This is a genomic window from Pseudomonas sp. KH_046_1 (genome assembly GCF_057839025.1).
Map to the genome: position 1 here is coordinate 3,849,665 of NZ_CM174481.1, position 18,987 is coordinate 3,868,651.

The window sequence follows — 18,987 nt, forward strand, 5'->3', positions numbered from 1 at the left end:
GCTATTGATCGTTAATGGATGCACCCGGTGTGGTCGGAGCTGCCGCAAGTGGTGATCTTTTGCTATTGCCTTCAACCAGCAGCGGCAACTCAACCCCAAACCGCCCCGCTACCTCCTTGCGCCCCAACGCCGTCAACGCCAGCGCCCGACTGTCCAGATCCTGGGTCACCCACTTGCGCTTGAGCGCCGCTTGCAGCAACGCCGCGCCCAGCGACCCGCCCAGATGTGGCCGGCGCATGCTCCAGTCCAGGCACGGACAGGCAAAGCGGCGGCGCAAGGTGCTCAAGTCCTGTACCTCGATCCCGAGTCCTTGAAACATTGCCGTACCGCTGTCGCTCAAGCGATAGGCCTGTTCGTCGGTTTCCTCAAGCCAGCCCGCTTCAAGCATCCGGTCATGCAACAGCACGGCCAGGGTTCCCGCCATGTGGTCGTAGCAGGTGCGGGCAAATTGCAGGCGATCCGGGGTCCGCGCCTGGAACCTCGGCGCTGTGTTCTGGCCGATCACCATCAGTGCCTCCAGGGCCTGGGCCACGCGTTTGTCCGCCAGGCTGTAATAGCGGTGACGCCCCTGGACGTGCAGCCGCACCAGCGCCAGTTCCTTGAGTTTGGCCAGGTGGGCACTGGCGGTCGACGCGCTGACTTCGGCCACCGCCGCCAGTTCGGTGCTGGTGCGGGCGTGGCCGTCCATCAGCGAACAGAGGATTTTCGTCCGCGCAGGCTCAGCGATGGCTGCCGCCACCTGCGAGACGCCGATGTCGTGTTGTTCTGCGCTCATATTTCGCTCCCGGACGAATCAATGCCCTTTCGGACTGGAGATAGTAGCAACACTTTCCAACAACAAAAGGCTGTGACCCATGGACCCGATCATCGCTGCGACCCATGCCGATCCTTATTCCTACTACGCACAACTGCGTGCCAACGGTGGGCTGGCTTTTCATCCAGGGCTGAACCTGTGGGTGGCCAGCAGCGCCCGGGCGGTGGCCGCCGTGCTGGCGCATCCCGATTGCCACGTTCGACCGGCGCAGGAGCCAGTTCCCAGGACGATCGCCGACGGCATGGCCGGCCAGGTGTTCGGCCAATTGATGCGCATGAATGAAGGTGAACGCCAGCGTTGCCCACGGTCGGCGATTGCGCCAGGGCTGGAGTTGATCGATGCGCGGGAAATCGAGGCCCTGGTCAGCGCCCGATTGATGACCGCGGATGCCGCTGGCCTTTACAACGCCATGTTTCGTGGGCCGGTGTGCGTGGTGGCGGCGTTGCTGGGGTTCACCCCGGCCCAGGGCCGCGCCATCAGCGAGCTGACGGCGGACTTCGTCGCCTGCCTGTCGCCCTTGAGTGACGCGGCACAATTGACCGCCGCCCACGCTGCCGCCGAGCAATTGAGCGGTTACTGCATCGAATTGCTCGATGATCCGCACAACCACAGCCAATTGCTTGCAGGTATCGGCCAGCGCTTCGCCTGCGGCGCACCGCAAACCCTGATCGCCAACTTGATCGGCCTGTTCTCCCAGACCTTCGAGGCCACTGCCGGGCTGATCGGCAACGCCGTGCTGGCTTTGATTCAACACCCGTCGTTGCGCAGCGAATCAACCCCTGTCGAAGACCTGCTGGCCGAAGTGCAGCGCTTCGACCCACCGGTACAGAACACCCGTCGCTTCGTCGTCGCCCCCTGCGAGATTGACGGCGTGAGGCTGAACGCCGCAGACGTGATCCTCGTGCTGCTGGCCTCGGCCAATCGCGACCCGCAGCTCAACGACAACCCCGACACCTTCCTGCTCGACCGCCCGAACCGGCGCAGCTTCACCTTTGGTGCAGGGCGTCATCAATGTCCGGGGCAACGCCTGGCGTTGAGCATTGCCGGCGCCACGCTCAAGCAGTTTCTGGCAATGGGGCCGGCACTGGAGCAGCTGAAATGGCAATACCGCCCATCCACGAATGGACGGATTGCGCTGTTCCGTGATTGAGCGAAAGCCGCTCAAGCCGTGCGGTATTCGACGGTCAGGTGAGACAGTTCATGGACCGGCGCCAGGCGTTCGCGAATGGTGTCGGCACTGACATTGGCCGCGGCCACAACGCTGACAATCGCGGCCCGCGCCTGGGGGCCGACCTGCCAGACATGCAGATCGCTGATACGCACATCGTCCGATGACTCCAGCAGCTCACGGATTTCATCGGCAACCTGTGTATCCGTGACATCGAGCAACACCGCAGCGCTGTCACGCATCAATCCAACGGCCCATTTCGCGATCACGATAGCGCCCACGATGCCCATCACCGGGTCCAGCCACACCCACCCCAGATAGCTCCCGGCCAGCAATGCGGCAATCGCCAGCACCGAGGTCAAGGCATCGGCCAGCACATGGACATAAGCCGAGCGCAGGTTATTGTCGTGATGGTGATGATGGCCGTGGTCATGGCTGTGTCCGTGATCGTGGCCATGATGACCGTGGCCGCCCGCCAACAAAAAGGCACTGACGATGTTCACCGCCAGCCCCACCACCGCAATCACCGTTGCTTCGGTGAATGCCACCGTCGTTGGCTGAAACAGGCGATAAACGGATTCAGCGGCAATGCCGATCGCCACCAGCCCCAGCACCATGGCCGAGGCAAAACCGGCGAGATCCCCGACCTTGCCGGTGCCGAAGCTGTAACGCGCGTTATTGGCATTGCGCCGTGCGAACCCATAGGCCGCCGCCGCGATACCCAAGGCCCCGGCATGGGTGGCCATGTGAAAACCATCGGCCAGCAGCGCCATGGAACCGGTGATGTAACCGGCAGCAATTTCACCAATCATCATCACGAACGTCAGCGCCACCACCCATAAGGTGCGTCGGGCGTTTTCATCATGGGATGCGCCGAGAAATACATGATCGTGAGCGAAACGCGAAGCCTGGGGTGTCTGTTTCATGGGATTCAGGCCTCTACTTGGCGTAACGACGGATGGCCAGCAACAAGTCTTCCACGCCCTGGGCGCGCTCTTCATCGCTCAGGCCTGGATGGGCCACGTGCTCGCGGGCATGGGCGTCGATGAACTGCTCCAGCAGACCATTGACCGCGCCCCGGATGGCGGCGACCAGGTGCAGGGTCTTGGCGCAATCGGCATCGGACTCAAGCGCTCGCTCCACCGCTTCCACCTGCCCGGCAATCCGTCTCACCCGCTTGATCAAGTCATCCTTGTGTTCGTGAATGTGCGACATACCTATACCCCCTACCCCTATATAGCGCATATGTTCGCCGATAGAGCGGAGCCTGGCAAGGCACAACCCGATGACAGGTCGGCCTGACATCGATTTTCGTCAGCCAGTCGGCCACTAAAGGTCTGGGCTCAACACCCCAACTGCCCGACCCGCTCTGCATCCGGCCAGAACAACGCCGCCTGCCCCACCCGCCCACCGTGTTGATCGATCAGCGTCCACACCTTGCCTTCATGAATCATGAAGGCATTACCCTGCCGATCCACCCGATAGCCACTGTAACCGTGAGCAATGCCATGGGCCGTGACCTGCTCCAGCAGGGTCTGGCGCACGGCGCGGTCCAGTGGCGAGGCGCTGAAGCGTGACGGCATGCCCAGAAATTCCGGGCGCGGGTAATTGAAGCAGGCCAGCGCCTGTTCATTGGCGTAGAAGAACAGGGGGTCGTCTTCAGTACCGTGGGCCAGCAAGCTGTAGGGCGCGTGGGCGTGCAGCCAGTGCAGGCGTTCAAGCCCGGTCAGCGACTGCGGGGCTGGCAGGGGTTCACCGGTCCAGTGCCGATAAGACTCGTCCAGCAGTTCGATGGCCGTGGCGTATTCGTTGATTGGTGACATAGGCCTCCCGGGCAACCGCGGTCAATCATCCCGCGTCAGCACTTCCAGCAATTCAATTTCGAAGATCAGGTTCGAATTCGGCGTGATCTTGCCCATGGTGCGTTCGCCATAGGCCAGGTGCGCCGGCACCAGCAACTTGCGCTTGCCACCGACCTGCATGCCGATGATGCTCTGGTCCCAGCCCTTGATAACCCGCCCGGTGCCGATCACGCACTGGAAGGGTTTGCCACGGCTGTAGGAAGAATCGAATTCGCTGCCATCCTCCAGCCAGCCACGGTACTGGGTGGTGATCAGTGCGCCTTTGATGGCGGCTTTTCCGTCACCCACCTGTAGATCGATTACCTGAAGCTCGTCATTCATTGATTTCACTCGTATGCTCTCTCGCCCTCAAGGGCCTGACGGGCGCCGTTTTCCCAGATTTGCCCTCGATTGGCAACCATTGCCACCTCCCGCGCGACGTTTAAAGCTGTTTGCTGAACTAAAATAATCAACAATTACCCGTACGGTTCACCGCCCTGATGGCCATCCCCGAATGATCCTGCTCTGGACCAGCGTCATCCTTGGTTCAACGACGCTCAGCCTGATCGTCGCGCTGGTCTGGCGCGAACGCTCGCTGCAAAAGCGACTGGCGGAATATCGCGCGATCATCAACAACCTGCCCGAAAGCCAGAGCATCCACCAGGATGGCGACGCCGAACGCTTCAAACGCAGCCAGTACTTTGCCCGCATCGGCACCTGGGATTGGGATGTCGACACCGACCGGTTGTATTGGTCAGATGCCATTTTCGGCATGTTCGGCTTCAAGATCGGCGAAGTGACGCCCTCTTACGCCCTGTTCTGCTCCTGCGTGCATCCGGATGATCGGCCCAGAGTTCGGGCCGGCGAACTGCGTTGCCTGGAAACCGGCGAAAACCATGACGAGGAATACCGCGTGGTCTGGCCCGACGGAACGATCCGCTGGCTGCGCGAAACCGGCAACGTGGTCAAGAATGACCACGACGAAACGGTCAAGATGATGGGCGTGGTACGCGACATCACCGAAGAAAAGGCCTCGGCCAACTACCTCAAGCACCTGGCCCATTACGACCCGTTGACCGGCCTGCCCAATCGCCTGGTGCTCGAAGAGCGCCTGTCTGAAGCGCTGGAGCTAGCGCGCACCAGTGCCACGCGGGTGGCGTTGGTGTTTGTCGACCTCAATGGTTTCAAGGCCATCAACGACCGCTATGGTCATGCGGCCGGCGACCGCGTGCTGGTCACGACCGCCACGCGGCTCAAGCGCATTCTGCGCGGCACCGACACCGTCGCCCGGATCGGCGGCGACGAATTCGTGGTCATCCTCCAGGGCCTGCCCCAGGGCAAAAGCCTGCAAGACGAAGCGCGCACCATCTGCCAGAAAATCCTCGTCGAACTCTCCCCGCCCGTCACCATCGGCAACGACCAGCGCCACATCGGCACCAGCCTCGGCGTCGCCGTGTTCCCCGATCATGCGCCGAGCATTGACCGCCTACTGCACATTGCCGACCTGGCGATGTATGAGGCCAAGCGCAGCGGGAACAATCAGTATCGGCTGGGCACCGAGAGCGTGGTGCGGGCACACAGCGAATAGCGCTTCGGGCGGCACAACTGCATGGATGTAACTGAAGCCCACGGTAGATCTTCAGCGAGCCCAGCCTTTATCCTTGACGCCCCCGCTGTCCCGAGTTCTGGAGTTTCGCCCATGCCCCATGAAGGCAACCTGCTACAAGCCGCTGTCGTATTTCTGATGGCGGCCGTGCTCATCGTTCCCTTGGCCAAGCGCCTGCAACTGGGGGCGGTTCTGGGTTATCTGTTTGCCGGGGTGATCATCGGCCCGTCGGTGCTGGGCCTGATCGACAATCCGCAAAGCGTCGCGAACATTTCCGAACTCGGCGTGGTGTTGCTGCTGTTCATCATCGGCCTGGAGCTGTCGCCGCGACGCCTGTGGGTGATGCGCAAATCAGTGTTCGGCGTGGGTCTGGCGCAAGTGTTGCTCACTGGCACGGTGATTGGCGTGGTGGCGCTGTGGCTGTTTGGCCAGCCGTTGAACACCGCGATCGTCCTCGGCCTGGGCCTGGCGCTGTCGTCCACGGCGTTCGGCCTGCAAAGCCTGGCTGAACGCAAGGAACTGACCAGCCCCCACGGGCGGCTGGCGTTCGCGATCCTGTTGTTTCAGGACATCGCCGCGATCCCCTTGATCGCCATGGTGCCGTTGCTTGCCGGTGGCGATCACAGCACCAGCGCCAGCGAAAACCTGAACCACGGCCTGCAAGTGTTGGCCAGCATCGCCGTGGTGGTGATCGGCGGGCGTTATCTGCTGCGGCCGGTGTTTCGCGTGGTGACCAAAACTGCGCTGCCAGAAGTCTCCACCGCCACGGCGTTGCTGGTGGTGATCGGCACGGCATGGCTGATGGAGTTGGTCGGCATTTCCATGGCCTTGGGCGCCTTCCTCGCCGGCCTGCTGCTGGCGGACTCCGAGTATCGCCATGAACTGGAAGCCCAGATCGAACCGTTCAAGGGCCTGTTGCTCGGGCTGTTTTTCATCAGCGTCGGCATGGGCGCGAACCTGAGCCTGTTGCTGAGCATGCCGGTGGCGGTGTTGGGCCTGACCTTGCTGCTGATCGCGATCAAACTGCCGCTGCTGTTCCTGGTCGGTCGCCTGGCCGGGGGCTTGAAAAAGGTCAGTGCGATCCGCCTGGGCATCGTGTTGGCGGCCGGTGGTGAGTTTGCCTTTGTGGTGTTCAAGATCGGCCGCGACCACGGGCTGTTCGCCACCGAACTGTATGACTTGCTGGTGCTGACCATCACCCTGTCCATGGCCGTGACGCCGCTGTTGCTGCTGCTTTGCGCACGTTTGGTCAGCCCGAAGGTGCAACCGGTGGAAGTGCCAGAGAAGTTCCGCGAAATCGACGCCGACGCGCCACGGGTGGTGATCGCCGGCATGGGTCGCATGGGCCAGATCGTTGCGCGGATTCTGCGCGCACAGAACATCAAGTTCGTGGCCCTCGACACCTCGGTGGAAACCATCGAACTGTCCCGCAGCTTTGGTGGCGTACCAGTGTTCTACGGCGACCCGATGCGCCCGGAAATCCTCAACGCGGCCAAGGTCGGGGAAGCCGAGTATTTCGTGATCGCCACCGACGACCCGGACACCAACATCAAGACCGCCGAACTGGTGCGCAAGCTCTACCCACACATGAAAATCATCGCCCGTGCCCGTAACCGCCAGCACGTACATCGACTGATGGACGTCGGCGCCCACGCCGTGCGCGAAACCTATTATTCGAGCCTGGAAATGAGCCGGCAAACCCTCATCGGCCTGGGATTGACCCAGGCCCAGGCGGATGCACGGATCAAACGCTTCAAGCAGCACGACGAAGAGGTGCTTGAAGCCCAGCATGCGGTGTATGACGACGCCGTGAAAGTGATGCAGACGGCGCAGGAAGCGCGGGTTGAACTGGGCAGGTTGTTCGAGTCGGATCAACTGCAGGAGCAAGCGGGCACCAAATGAGGTGAATTTGAGGGACCCTTCGCGAGCAGGCTCGCTCCTACATTGGATCTTTGTCGCTTACACGCTTTTCTGTGGGAGCGAGCCTGCTCGCGATGAACGATGACGCGGTGTGATGGATCAACAACAATTGCCAGGGAACCACCATGACTGACCAACAATCTCCGGCCCTCAAGGAAATCTTCAACACCGAGCGCCTCCAGCACATCGCCAGCGAAATGACCGCGGTCTATCCGCCATTCGAGGCCTGGCGCTTCCTGAAACTGGCCCAGTCCGGCCTGGCAGACCTCAGCGTCATGCAGCGCATGGCCCGGGTCAGCGAGTGCCTGCACGCCGTGCTGCCCCTGGACTACGAGGGGTCGCTGCAGGTGCTGCGCGCCCTCGCCCCGCGCCTGAACAGCGGCTTCGTCAGCATGTGCCTGCCGCACTACGTCGCCAGCTACGGCGCCCATGCGTTCGAACACTCGATGGACGCGCTGAAGTACTTCACTGCATTTGGCTCTTCGGAATTCGCAATCCGTCACTTTCTGCGCAGTGACCTCGAGCGCTCGCTCAAGCTGATGCATGCCTGGTCGCTGGACGACAACGAGCATGTGCGGCGCCTGGCCAGCGAAGGATGCCGGCCACGCCTGCCCTGGTCATTCCGGCTGGAGACCATCCAGGCCGATCCGACACTGGCCGCGAACATCCTCGACAACCTCAAGGCCGACACGAGCCTGTACGTGCGCAAATCCGTGGCCAACCACCTCAACGACATCACCAAGGATCATCCCGACTGGGTACTCGGCCTGATCGAAGGCTGGTCGCTGGACAACCGGCACACCGCATGGATCGCCAGACACGCCCTGCGCAGCCTGATCAAACAGGGCAACCAGCGGGCACTGGCGATTATCGGCGCAGGCGGCAAACCTGAAGTCGAGATCGTTGATGTGAAAGTCGAACCGCCGGTGATTGGCCTGGGAGAAAAGATCACCCTGTCGTTTGCCGTCAGGTCCACCGTTCAAAGCAGCCAGCGCCTGGTGATCGACTACGCCATCGATTACGTCAAGGCCAACGGCAGCACCTCGGCGAAGGTGTTCAAGCTCAAGGCGCTGACGCTGCCGGGCAACGCTGTCGAAGCCGTCAGTCGCGGCCAGCAGATCAAGGAACTCACCACCCGCCGGCATTATGCGGGGCGCCATGCGGTGCATATCATGGTTAATGGCGAACGGTTGGCCAGTACGGCGTTCGAGATTGTTGGTTAAACCATTAGATCAATTGTGAATCTACCGACGCCTTCGCGAGCAAGCCCGCTCCCACAGGGATCTGCAGCGCTACACAGTCGGTGTGAACAGCACAAAAACCTGTGGGAGCGGGCTTGCCCGCGAAGGCGTCCGTTCAGGCACCCTGAGCAACAGCCCCCAACAACAACCCCTGCTCCCGCTCACACAACCCCACCACATAATCCCACAACACCCGCAACCGCACCGATTTGTGCAGCTCCCGGCGGGTGCTGATCCAGTAGCTGCGCTGGATGCTTTCGTCCGGGAGCAATGGCACCAGACCGGGATCGGCACTGGCCATGTAGCACGGCAACACGGCAATCCCCAGGCCCGAGCGGGCCGCCTGTTGCTGGGCGATCACGCTGGTGCTGTGAAACACCACCCGCGGGGTGCGGCAGAAGCTGTTGAGGAACATCAGTTCCTGGCTGAACAGCAGGTCGTCGACATAGCCAATCCAGGCATGCCGCCCCAGGTCCTCGCGACTGCGCAACGGCGGTGAGCGATCGAGATAGTCCTGGCTGGCATAGAGTGCCAGGCGATAGTCGGTGAGTTTGCGGGTGACCAGCATATCGGCGGCCGGGCGTTCGAGGTGGATGCTGATTTCCGCCTCGCGGTTGAGGATGCTGACAAAACGCGGCACCGCCACCAGTTCCACCTCCAGCCCCGGATAGCGCTCGAACAAACCGTTCATGCGACTGGCGAGGAACATGATGCCCAGTCCTTCCGTCACCCCGACGCGGATCTTGCCCAGCGGCGCGGTGGACTGGGTGATTTCCTCCTGGGCCAGCAGCGCCACGTTCTCCATCGCCTCGGCGTGTTTAAGCAACGCCTCGCCCGCCGGGGTCATCTCGTAACCCTGGGCATGCTGGACGAACAACGCCGTACCGAGGCTCTTTTCGATGGCCTCGATGTGCCGCGCCACGGTGGCATGGGTGGTGTTCAAGCGCCGGGCAGCCGTGAGCAAACGCCCGCTGCGCTGCAATTCGAGAAAAAACCGCAGGTCATTCCAGTCGAACATGAAGCGTCCTTGTTTGTAGCCGTTCGGGATGCTGTTTAAAAACGCACAGCGGCTGCGCAAAAACTAACATTCTTTTGACGAAAGCTAACAACTAGGATGACAGACAACAAGAACAACAACGCGAGGTCAGGGATGCAGACTTCCCTTGATGAATACGATTACATCGTGGTCGGGGCCGGGCCGGCCGGATGTCTGCTGGCCAATCGACTATCGGCCAATCCGCAACATCGCGTGTTGCTGCTCGAGGCCGGTGGCCGCGACAACTATGCGTGGATTCACATCCCCGTGGGTTACCTGTTCTGCATCGGCAACCCGCGCACCGACTGGTGCTTCAAGACCGAAGCGCAACCGGGCCTGCAAGGTCGCGCCCTGAGCTACCCGCGCGGTAAGGTGCTGGGTGGCTGCTCCTCGATCAACGGCATGATCTACATGCGCGGCCAGGCCGGCGACTACGACCGCTGGGCCGCCGACGGCAACCCTGGCTGGAGCTGGCAAGACGTGTTGCCGCTGTTCAAGCAGAGTGAAAACCACTTTGCCGGCGCCGCCGAATTTCACGGCGCCGCGGGCGAATGGCGGGTCGAACGCCAGCGCCTGTCATGGCCTATTCTCGATGCGTTCCGCAGTGCCGCCGAACAAAGCGGCATTGCCAGCATCGATGACTTCAACCAGGGCGACAACGAAGGTTGCGGCTATTTCCAGGTCAATCAGAAGGCCGGCATCCGCTGGAACGCGTCCAAGGCCTTTCTCAAACCCATTCGTCAGCGTCCCAATCTCACCGTGCTGACCGCTGTCGAAGTCGACCGCGTGCTGCTGGACAATGGTCGCGCATCGGCGATCAGCGCCCGCTGGCAAGGCCAGGCGAAAACCTTCAAGGCGCGCAAGGAAATCGTCCTGTGTGCCGGCTCCGTCGGTTCGCCCAGCATCCTGCAACGCTCCGGCATCGGCCCGCGTCCACTGCTGGAGCGGCTGGGCATTGGCGTCGTCCATGAGCTACCCGGCGTCGGTGGCAACCTGCAGGATCACCTGCAACTGCGGCTGATCTACAAGCTGGAAAATGCCCGCACCCTGAACCAGATTGCCGGCAGCCTGTGGGGCAAGATGGGCATGGGTCTGCGCTACCTGTATGACCGCAGTGGCCCGCTGTCCATGGCGCCGAGCCAGTTGGGCGCCTTTGCCCGCTCGGGGCCGGAGCAGACTTCAGCCAACCTCGAATACCACGTGCAACCGCTGTCGCTGGAGCGCTTTGGCGAACCGCTGCATGCGTTCCCGGCGTTCACCGCATCGGTCTGCGATCTGCGTCCGCAAAGCCGCGGCCGGGTGGAAATTCGCTCCGCCGATCCACAAGAAGCCCCGCTGATCCAACCCAATTACCTGAGCCATCCGGAGGATTTGCGGGTCGCCGCCGACGCCATTCGCCTGACCCGGCGCATCGTCGCCGCCCCGGCCCTGCGCGCCTTCAATCCGGTGGAATACCTGCCCGGCGACAGCCTGCAAAGCGAAGAACAGCTGCACGAAGCCGCCGCGCGGATCGGCACCACGATTTTCCATCCAGTGGGCACCTGCCGCATGGGCAATGACGTCGACGCCGTGGTCGATGCGCAACTCAAGGTCCATGGCATCCCCGGCCTGCGCATTGCCGATGCCTCGATCATGCCGCGCATCACCTCGGGCAACACCTGCTCGCCAACGCTGATGATTGCCGAGAAGGCTGCGCAGATGATCCTGGCCCCATCTGTAAACACCAACCCTGTGGGAGCGGGCTTGCTCGCGAAGACGTCGTGTCATTCAACATCAATGTGAATGATCCACCGCTTTCGCGAGCAAGCCCGCTCCCACAGGAACTTCATTAGCTTCACGGACACTGAGCATTACCCCTGAAATGGAACACGCAACACCAGTGGAACAACAAAAACAATCACTGTGAGGGATACCGGTATGTCAGAAAACGTTCAAACCCTGGAAGCCGTGCGTAGCGCGGGCACCAGCCAGGAAACCCAGAAAGTCATCTTCGCTTCGTCCCTCGGGACGGTCTTCGAGTGGTATGACTTTTTCCTCTACGGCGCCCTCGCGGCGGTGATCAGCAAGCAGTTCTTCGCCGGGGTCAACGACACCACGGCGTTTATCTTTGCCCTTATGGCCTTCGCCGCCGGCTTCATCGTCCGGCCGTTCGGCGCGCTGGTGTTCGGGCGGTTGGGGGACATGATCGGGCGCAAGTACACCTTCCTCGCCACCATCGTCCTCATGGGCCTGGCGACGTTCTGCGTCGGATTGCTGCCGACCTACGCCAGCATCGGCATCGCCGCGCCGATCATCCTGGTGGTACTGCGCATGCTCCAGGGCCTGGCCCTGGGCGGTGAATACGGCGGCGCCGCGACCTATGTCGCCGAGCACGCGCCCGTCGGCAAGCGGGGCTTCCACACCAGCTGGATTCAGTCCACCGCGACCCTTGGCCTGCTGCTCTCGTTGCTGGTGGTGCTGGGTTGCCGCTACTTCACCGGCGATCAGTTCGAAGTCTGGGGCTGGCGCATTCCGTTCCTGTTTTCCATCGTGCTGCTGGGCATCTCGACCTGGATTCGCATGAGCCTGCACGAGTCGCCGGCCTTCGTGAAAATGAAAGAAGAAGGCAAGCTGTGCAAACAGCCGATTCGCGACTCCTTCGGCAAATGGGAAAACCTCAAGGTGGTGTTGATCGCCCTGTTCAGCATCAATGCCGGGCAAGCGGTGACCTTCTACGCCGCGCAATTCTATGTGCTGTTCTTCCTCACCCAGTTCCTGAAAATGGACCCAGCGGTGGCCAACGGTCTGCTGATTGTCAGCGTGACCATTGGCGCGCCTTTCTTCATCTTCTTTGGCTGGCTGTCGGACAAGGTCGGACGCAAACCGGTGCTGATGATCGGCCTGCTGCTGGCCACCGCGCTGTACTTCCCGATCTTCAAGACCCTGGCCCACTACGCCAACCCGGCCATCGACCAGGCCAGTCGCCAGGCACCGATCACCGTGATGGCCGACCCGGCCACCTGCACCTTCCAGTTCGACCCGGTGGGCAAGGCGAAATTCGACAGCCCGTGCGACAAGGTCAAGACCTTCCTGGTCAAGCAGGGCCTGCCCTACCAGAGCGCAGCGGCCCCGGCCGGCAGTGACGTGCAGGTCAGCGTCGGTGACATGAAGATCGATGGTTTCGACGAAGCCGCCTTGCGCGGTGCCGTGACCCTCGCCGGTTACCCGAAACAGGCGGACATGCAGCAGATCAACAAGCCGATGATCGTGGCGCTGATCGTCGCGCTGATCATCATCTCCGCGATGTGCTACGGCCCGCTGGCGGCGTTGATGGTCGAACTGTTCCCGACCCGCATCCGCTACACCTCGATGTCCCTGCCCTACCACATCGGCAACGGCTGGTTCGGCGGTTTCCTGCCAACCGTGTCGTTCGCGTTGGTGGTGTACACCGGGGACATCTTCTACGGGCTGTGGTATCCGGTGGTGATCACCGGGGTGAGCCTGGTGGTGGGGATGATTTGTCTGCGTGAGACGCGCAACGTGGATCTCGACAAGAACTGAGGTTATGCCTGCCGACGAGGGAGCAGGCTCCCTCGTCGCACCGATCAACCCCGATCAGACCTCGGCATCAAGCAACTCGAACTTCACTTGATCCGGGTAGAACGCCAGGTATCCACGGATTTGTTCCACCGACACCTTGGGGTCTTCGTAACTCCACACCGCGTTGGCGCTTTCATGCCCCGGCACCTGCAGGCTGAAATAGCTGGCATCGCCCTTGTAGGGGCAATAGCTGGTGTGGTCGGTGCGGGCGAAATACTTCTCGTCGATGTCCTCTCGCGGCACGTAGTACACCGGCGGGTAATTGGCCTCCAGCAACACCAGGGCCCGTGCCGAGGCGGCTACTTGAATACCGTGAAATTTCACCAGCAGACAGCCAGGCTGCTCGGCGATGGTGATGACAGGGCTAGGACCGGAGCTTTTCATGGAAAACGTTCCTCATGACGGTGATGGACCTGCAAATCGATGATGTGGGAGCGTGGCTTGCCCGCGATGGGCTGCGCAGCAGCCCCAAAACCTGAGACCTCGGTTTATCAGGTATAACCCAAGTTTTATCCTCGCGACGGCTTCGCAGCCGAACGGGAGCGACACACAAAGCTGTACATCCATACAGATAAAGATTGCTCCATCGCCCATCAAGCGCCATTCTGTGCACCCTTGGCACATTGATCGACGATGGTGGTTATGCGGCTGTACCTCTGTGAAAAACCTTCCCAGGCCAAAGACATTGCGGCAGTCCTCGGCGCCCGGCGCCGGGGCGATGGCTGCTGGCTGGGAACGGACGTCACGGTGACCTGGTGCATCGGCCACCTGCTGGAAACCGCACCGCCGGATGCCTACGACGCGCGCTACAAGCGCTGGGTGCTGGCCGACCTGCCGATCATTCCCGAAAAATGGAAAATGACCGTCAAGCCGCGCACCGCCAGCCAGTACAAGGCGGTCAAGCGCCTGCTCGGCGAAGCGTCCGAACTGATCATCGCCACGGACGCCGACCGCGAGGGCGAGATGATCGCCCGGGAACTGGTGGAGCATTGCCGCTATCGTGGTCCGATCCGCCGCCTCTGGTTGTCGGCGCTGGACGATGCGTCCATCCGCAAGGCCCTCGCGGCCCTCAAACCGGGGAACGAGACCTTCAGCCTCTATCACTCGGCCCTGGGGCGTTCCCGGGCCGACTGGCTGATCGGCATGAACATGAGTCGGCTGTTCACCCTGCTGGGGCGCCAGTCTGGCTATCAAGGCGTGTTGCCGGTCGGCCGGGTGCAAACGCCGACCTTGCGCCTGGTGGTGGATCGCGATCGCAGCATCGCCGACTTTGTGCCCGTCCCCTATTGGGCCATCGACGTGCAGCTGCTGCACAACGGCACCGCGTTCACTGCGCAATGGCGCGCGGCATCGGAGCTTTGCGACGATCAGGACCGCTGCCTGAATCAGGCATTGGCACAACAGGCGGCCGCCGCCATGAGTGGCGCGGCCAGTGCGCGGGTGATCAAACTGCGCACCGAACGGATGCGCGAAGTGGCCCCGCTGCCGTTCGACCTGGGCACCCTGCAGGAGGTCTGCTCGAAGAAGCTCGGCCTCGGCGCCCAGGAAACCCTCGACATCGCCCAGGCGCTGTACGAAACCCACAAGGTCATTACCTATCCGCGCAGTGATTGCGGCTACTTGCCCCTGAGTCAGCACAGCGAGGCACCGGCCATTCTGGCGGCGTTGCGCCAGGCCGATCCAGCGTTGAACGTCTTGCACGATCACCTTGATCCGCAACGGCGCTCACGGGCCTGGAACGATGCCAAGGTCAGCGCGCACCACGGCATCATCCCCACCGCCGCGGCGAAGAATCTCGACAAGCTGGCGGGCAAACAGCGTGCGGTCTACACCCTGATCCGCGCGCGATACCTGGCGCAGTTCCTGCCCAATCACGAATACGACCGCACCCAGGCCGACTTCGACTGCGCCGGCGAGGCCCTGCGCGCTGTCGGAAAGCAGATCATCGAGCCGGGCTGGAAGCGCGCCCTGCCCGAAGCACTGGCTCCGGCCAAGGGGCGCGAAGCCCCGGCGCCGCAGACTCTGCCCAACCTGGCCGAAGGCATCGATTGCGCAGTGGCCGGCGTGCAATTCAAGGACCTGTGGACGCAACCGCCAAAGCCGTTCACGGAAGGCGATTTGATCAAAGCCATGAAGAATGTCGCCAAACTGGTGCAAGACCCGCTGCTCAAGCAAAAACTCAAGGACACCACGGGCATCGGCACCGAAGCGACCCGCGCGTCGATCATCCAGGGCCTGCTCGATCGTGGTTATCTGGTCAAGAACGGCAAGGCCCTGGCCGCCACGCCGGCCGCATTCAGCCTGATCGACGCAGTACCGCGGGCCATCGCCGATCCGGGCACCACGGCGATCTGGGAACAGGCCCTGGACATGGTGCAAAGCGGGGAAATGAGCCTGGAAGAGTTCGTCACCAAACAGGCGGCGTGGATGAGCAAACAGGTCAGTCGCTGTGCCGGGCTGAGCCTGACCATCAGCGGCCCACCTCCCGGTGGCTCCGCCGCGGCACCCTGGAAGAAAAAACGCAAGAGCACCCCACGCAAACCAGCAAGCGGCACCAAGCGCAGGGCAAAGCCGGCAAGCAAAACCTGAACCCGGCACCGAACCCTGTGGGCAACCATAATGAACGGTGTCCCTGCCCCGGCGTAACTGGAGCCAACCCGCATGCCTTCGATAGAACTGCACGCCGCCGAACGCGATGAACTGGAAACCATCGAGAACCTGATGCAGTTCTACACCTACGACTTCAGCGAATGGTTGCCGCTGAAACTGGGCGAATACGGGTTCTTCAACATCCTGCCCATGCCCGACTACTGGCGAAACCCGGCCACCCGGCCATTCCTGATCAAGGTCGACGGTGAACTGGCGGGCTTCGTGACCGTGGATAACCAGGTCCATCTACCCGGTGCCGACTACAACATCGGCTATCTGTTTGTCAGCCGACGCTTCCGTGGCCAGGGTGTCGCGCGATTTGTCGTTTCCACCCTCTTGAGTCAATTCCCCGGTCAATGGCAGATTTTCCACATCGAGGCGAACCGGCCGGCACGCCTGTTCTGGGCCGCCGTGATGCCGGGGCTCAACGTTGGCGGGCTCACCTTGCGTCAGCAGGTGGTTGACCGTTATCCCTGCACTTTTTACCGCTTTGAGTGTCCGCCTTTGTCGTCCTGACCGACACAACCTCGCCCCCCGCGCTAATTCCCAACAGCTTTGTCCGACAATATGTAGTGACTGAAAATATTCACTACAAAACCGTTGACGCCTCCGGTTTGCCCTTGCATGATGCAGACGTCTCCCCGATCGGGAGTACAGGCAACACGTTTGAGCAAGCTCGTCTGACCGCCGAGCTGTTTTTCCCGGATACACGCTGCCCACAAGGCAGATTGAAGAAGCTGACCTGGCCTGAACGTCCAGTACAAGGGCGAGAAGACTTGGCGAGCAATCCTCATGATGCTTGTGGCCGACCCTGAAAACGTCGGCAGTGGCCTTAAGGTTTTCGCCGCTTCTCTTCGTTGTGACGCTATTGCGTAGCAGTTATTCAACACGACTACATGCAACAGACGCAGGACCCCGCCCGATAAGGCGGTCGAACGCTGACGTCCTGGTTTCGGTGCCAGGGATCAACTAACCGATGGGCTACCTGTATTAGCGAACCAACTTTGAAAGATCACCAATTGGTCAAGGGGCTTTATGATGAATCTGAACAATCAACCAACTATCGATGAACTGGCTCGTATCTTCGCTGCAAAGAAAGACAGCCACGACAACCATATTCTCTGGATCAGCAAGTGTGGCCAGGTTCATATCGACTGCCTGTCGCCGCACGCCCATGAAGCAGAGTTCGACCAGAACAACCAGAACCTGCTGGCCCGACTGAAGATGTACCGTCGCGGCCAGGGCTATGTCGGCAAGAAAGCCGCAGCCGACAAGGACTTCATCGGTAATGTTCTGCAAACCCTGAAACAGGCCTGGGCCTCGATGCAGAATCAGAACGAAGTTCGGGTGATTGACCGGTTCTACTGATTGAAATGAGTCATTAATGACTTATTGATAAACAAGGCCTGCTCCCGATAAGGAGCAGGTCTTTTTTATGCCGGAACGAAAACCAGATGTGGGAGCGAGCCTGCTCCCACAAGGTTCAGCGTTTGACGCCCAGATCGACCTGGGTCATGCGACTGCGAATGGTGAACACGCCATCACCGGAGAGAATCGCACTGCGAGCAAACAGGCGCCCGCTCTCCCAGTTCGAAAGCCCCAGTTCCGGCTTGTTCAGCGCGTACTGGCCGTCGACCCAACGGGTGATGCCGTTGCCGACAAAAGGCGCGTTGACCGCGTTGTAGAAACGCTCCTGGGCCTCGGCACTTTCACTGATCAAGGACACCGTGAATTGCGGGCTGTAGCGATTGAACAAGGCAATGGCACCGTCCAGGTTGTCGACGATTTTCAGGCTGACTTCCGGGGTTTCTTCCCACTCCCACTCACGGCCCAATTGGTCTTCCGGCAACGGCTCGGCCTGCGCCTCGCTCTGATAGCCTTCGGCGCGGTACACCTGCACCGTTGCCGCCAGCCAGTCCTGCGGCAGGTACGACTCGCTGCCTTCGACGATGTGCAGCTTGCAACCCTGGCCCCTTGCGGTGCCGGCCTGCTTGAGTGCGTCGAGGAACAGCGGCACCAGTTCAGCGGCGCGGTCGCGATGTATCAGGCAGACGTTCAGGGTGTTGCAGACTTTGCGGTCCAGGGAGTTGCGCACCACGGCGGCAAAGCGCGGGGCGTCGGCATCGGCGTTGGCGATCAGCCACGCGCCACCGGTGCCGTGCAGGCTGACCGCCGTGCCGGCCTGCTGGGCGATGCTGCCCAACTGGCTGACGGCGCGCCCCGAACCACGGGCAACCGCTAATGACAGACGCCGGTCAGCGAACATCGCCCAACCGGCGGCGTGGTTGACACTTTCCACCAGCGACACGGCACCGGCCGGCAAGCCGGCGTCGCTCAGTGCAGGGTTCAGTGCGTGGGCGACGATCGCCTGGGCGGTGCCCAACGCATCACTGCCGATGCGCAGCACGGCGGTGTTGCCGGTGCGCAATACACCGGCCGCGTCGGCAAACACATTCGGTCGGCCTTCGAAGACGAACGCGACGATGCCCAGGGGCGAGACCACTTGCTCGACTTTCCAGCCATCGTGCTCGACGCAACTGATCACCTTACCACGGCTGGCCGCTGCATCACGCCACGCGCGCAGGCCGCCGATCATGTCGCGACGCATGCGCTCATCGGCCAGCAACCGGGTGGTCGAGCGACCGCGCGCCTTGGCCCGTTCGATGTCGGCCAGGTTGGCGGCTTCGATCAAGGCCCAGCACTCCGGGGTTTCCAGGCGTTGGGCAAACAGGTCGAAGAAGGCGCTGATCGCCTGATCAGACACCGCCGACAGCGCGGTGAATGCCGCCTGGGCGCGCTCGATCGCAACGTTGGCCGCTTGCTGGTCCGCCACGGGGATCAACAGCAACTCACCACTGACCTGCTCCACCAGCAGGTGGTCACCGGGCTGGAAGCGTTGCGCCAGTTCGGGGCTGACGACCGTGACACGATTACCGGCGAAAGGGATTGGCGTGCCAGCGACTAGACGTTCGAGCGCGAGGGACATGAAGCGGTTCACCATGCAGTGGGCGGCCGGAAAATGTATAGCAATTTCCCTGTGGGAGCGAGCCTGCTCGCGAAGAGGCCATTCCATCCAGCATCAATAGCGCCTGACACTCCGCCATCGTCGGATCGCCGCCCGGAGCAGGTTCGC

General features: G+C 61.8%; 17 protein-coding genes. 9 read left to right on the top strand and 8 right to left on the bottom strand.

Annotated elements, in window-relative coordinates:
- Position 1: 1 nt before the first annotated feature.
- A complete protein-coding gene (locus AC3IT9_RS17675; protein WP_489270530.1) occupies positions 2-775 on the bottom strand; it encodes an ArsR/SmtB family transcription factor in 774 nt (257 codons plus the stop codon).
- Positions 776-854: 79 nt separating this feature from the next.
- On the opposite strand from AC3IT9_RS17675, the gene AC3IT9_RS17680 reads away from it, so the two are divergent.
- On the top strand, positions 855-1,964 hold the full coding sequence (locus tag AC3IT9_RS17680) for a cytochrome P450 (protein ID WP_489270531.1): 1,110 nt from the start codon (positions 855-857) through the stop codon (positions 1,962-1,964).
- An 11-nt stretch (positions 1,965-1,975) separates the two neighbouring features.
- On the opposite strand, the gene dmeF is transcribed toward AC3IT9_RS17680, so the two are convergent.
- The 4 genes from dmeF to AC3IT9_RS17700 form a co-directional block, all read right to left on the bottom strand.
- Complete coding sequence (dmeF, locus tag AC3IT9_RS17685; RefSeq protein WP_150754639.1) at positions 1,976-2,908, bottom strand: CDF family Co(II)/Ni(II) efflux transporter DmeF; 933 nt, start codon at positions 2,906-2,908, stop codon at positions 1,976-1,978.
- A 13-nt stretch (positions 2,909-2,921) separates the two neighbouring features.
- Positions 2,922-3,197, bottom strand: coding sequence for a metal/formaldehyde-sensitive transcriptional repressor (locus tag AC3IT9_RS17690; protein ID WP_108215964.1), 276 nt, complete (start codon positions 3,195-3,197; stop codon positions 2,922-2,924).
- A gap of 128 nt (positions 3,198-3,325) precedes the next feature.
- Complete coding sequence (locus AC3IT9_RS17695) at positions 3,326-3,805, bottom strand: MEKHLA domain-containing protein (protein ID WP_489270532.1); 480 nt, start codon at positions 3,803-3,805, stop codon at positions 3,326-3,328.
- A 21-nt stretch (positions 3,806-3,826) separates the two neighbouring features.
- A complete protein-coding gene (locus tag AC3IT9_RS17700; RefSeq protein ID WP_489270533.1) occupies positions 3,827-4,165 on the bottom strand; it encodes an FKBP-type peptidyl-prolyl cis-trans isomerase in 339 nt (112 codons plus the stop codon).
- Between the two features lie 172 nt (positions 4,166-4,337).
- Between AC3IT9_RS17700 and AC3IT9_RS17705 the strand changes: the two genes are divergently transcribed.
- The 3 genes from AC3IT9_RS17705 to AC3IT9_RS17715 all read left to right on the top strand — a co-directional run bounded on the left by AC3IT9_RS17705 (position 4,338) and on the right by AC3IT9_RS17715 (position 8,572).
- Positions 4,338-5,411: a diguanylate cyclase domain-containing protein gene (locus tag AC3IT9_RS17705; protein WP_489270534.1), complete on the top strand. Its 1,074-nt coding sequence runs from the start codon at positions 4,338-4,340 to the stop codon at positions 5,409-5,411.
- 111 nt (positions 5,412-5,522) lie between these two features.
- Positions 5,523-7,331, top strand: coding sequence for a monovalent cation:proton antiporter-2 (CPA2) family protein (locus tag AC3IT9_RS17710; protein ID WP_150754635.1), 1,809 nt, complete (start codon positions 5,523-5,525; stop codon positions 7,329-7,331).
- 143 nt (positions 7,332-7,474) lie between these two features.
- Positions 7,475-8,572, top strand: a complete 1,098-nt coding sequence (locus AC3IT9_RS17715) for a DNA alkylation repair protein (protein WP_489270535.1) — start codon at positions 7,475-7,477, stop codon at positions 8,570-8,572.
- 133 nt (positions 8,573-8,705) lie between these two features.
- Here the strand turns inward: AC3IT9_RS17715 and AC3IT9_RS17720 are convergent, their stop codons facing one another.
- Positions 8,706-9,608, bottom strand: coding sequence for a LysR family transcriptional regulator (locus AC3IT9_RS17720; RefSeq protein ID WP_489270537.1), 903 nt, complete (start codon positions 9,606-9,608; stop codon positions 8,706-8,708).
- Positions 9,609-9,740: 132 nt separating this feature from the next.
- Between AC3IT9_RS17720 and AC3IT9_RS17725 the strand changes: the two genes are divergently transcribed.
- The gene (locus AC3IT9_RS17725; protein ID WP_489270538.1) at positions 9,741-11,408 is read left to right on the top strand and encodes a GMC family oxidoreductase; all 1,668 of its coding nucleotides are present in this window, start codon (positions 9,741-9,743) and stop codon (positions 11,406-11,408) included.
- A 135-nt stretch (positions 11,409-11,543) separates the two neighbouring features.
- Positions 11,544-13,166 carry an MFS transporter gene (locus tag AC3IT9_RS17730; protein WP_150724157.1) on the top strand — a complete coding sequence of 541 codons (1,623 nt, stop codon included), beginning with the start codon at positions 11,544-11,546 and terminating at the stop codon, positions 13,164-13,166.
- A gap of 54 nt (positions 13,167-13,220) precedes the next feature.
- Here AC3IT9_RS17730 and AC3IT9_RS17735 read toward each other — a convergent pair whose 3' ends face one another.
- Complete coding sequence (locus AC3IT9_RS17735) at positions 13,221-13,589, bottom strand: DUF427 domain-containing protein (protein ID WP_057715236.1); 369 nt, start codon at positions 13,587-13,589, stop codon at positions 13,221-13,223.
- 258 nt (positions 13,590-13,847) lie between these two features.
- Between AC3IT9_RS17735 and AC3IT9_RS17740 the strand changes: the two genes are divergently transcribed.
- From AC3IT9_RS17740 to AC3IT9_RS17750, 3 genes are all read left to right on the top strand, one after another.
- Positions 13,848-15,794 carry a DNA topoisomerase III gene (locus tag AC3IT9_RS17740; protein ID WP_489270539.1) on the top strand — a complete coding sequence of 649 codons (1,947 nt, stop codon included), beginning with the start codon at positions 13,848-13,850 and terminating at the stop codon, positions 15,792-15,794.
- Between the two features lie 72 nt (positions 15,795-15,866).
- A complete protein-coding gene (locus AC3IT9_RS17745; RefSeq protein ID WP_150724159.1) occupies positions 15,867-16,370 on the top strand; it encodes a GNAT family N-acetyltransferase in 504 nt (167 codons plus the stop codon).
- A gap of 522 nt (positions 16,371-16,892) precedes the next feature.
- Positions 16,893-17,222 carry a hypothetical protein gene (locus tag AC3IT9_RS17750; RefSeq protein WP_032829393.1) on the top strand — a complete coding sequence of 110 codons (330 nt, stop codon included), beginning with the start codon at positions 16,893-16,895 and terminating at the stop codon, positions 17,220-17,222.
- A gap of 115 nt (positions 17,223-17,337) precedes the next feature.
- Here AC3IT9_RS17750 and AC3IT9_RS17755 read toward each other — a convergent pair whose 3' ends face one another.
- Positions 17,338-18,840 (bottom strand): aldehyde dehydrogenase family protein, encoded by a 1,503-nt coding sequence (locus AC3IT9_RS17755; RefSeq protein ID WP_489270540.1) that lies wholly within the window; start codon positions 18,838-18,840, stop codon positions 17,338-17,340.
- Between the last annotated feature and the right edge of the window lie 147 nt (positions 18,841-18,987).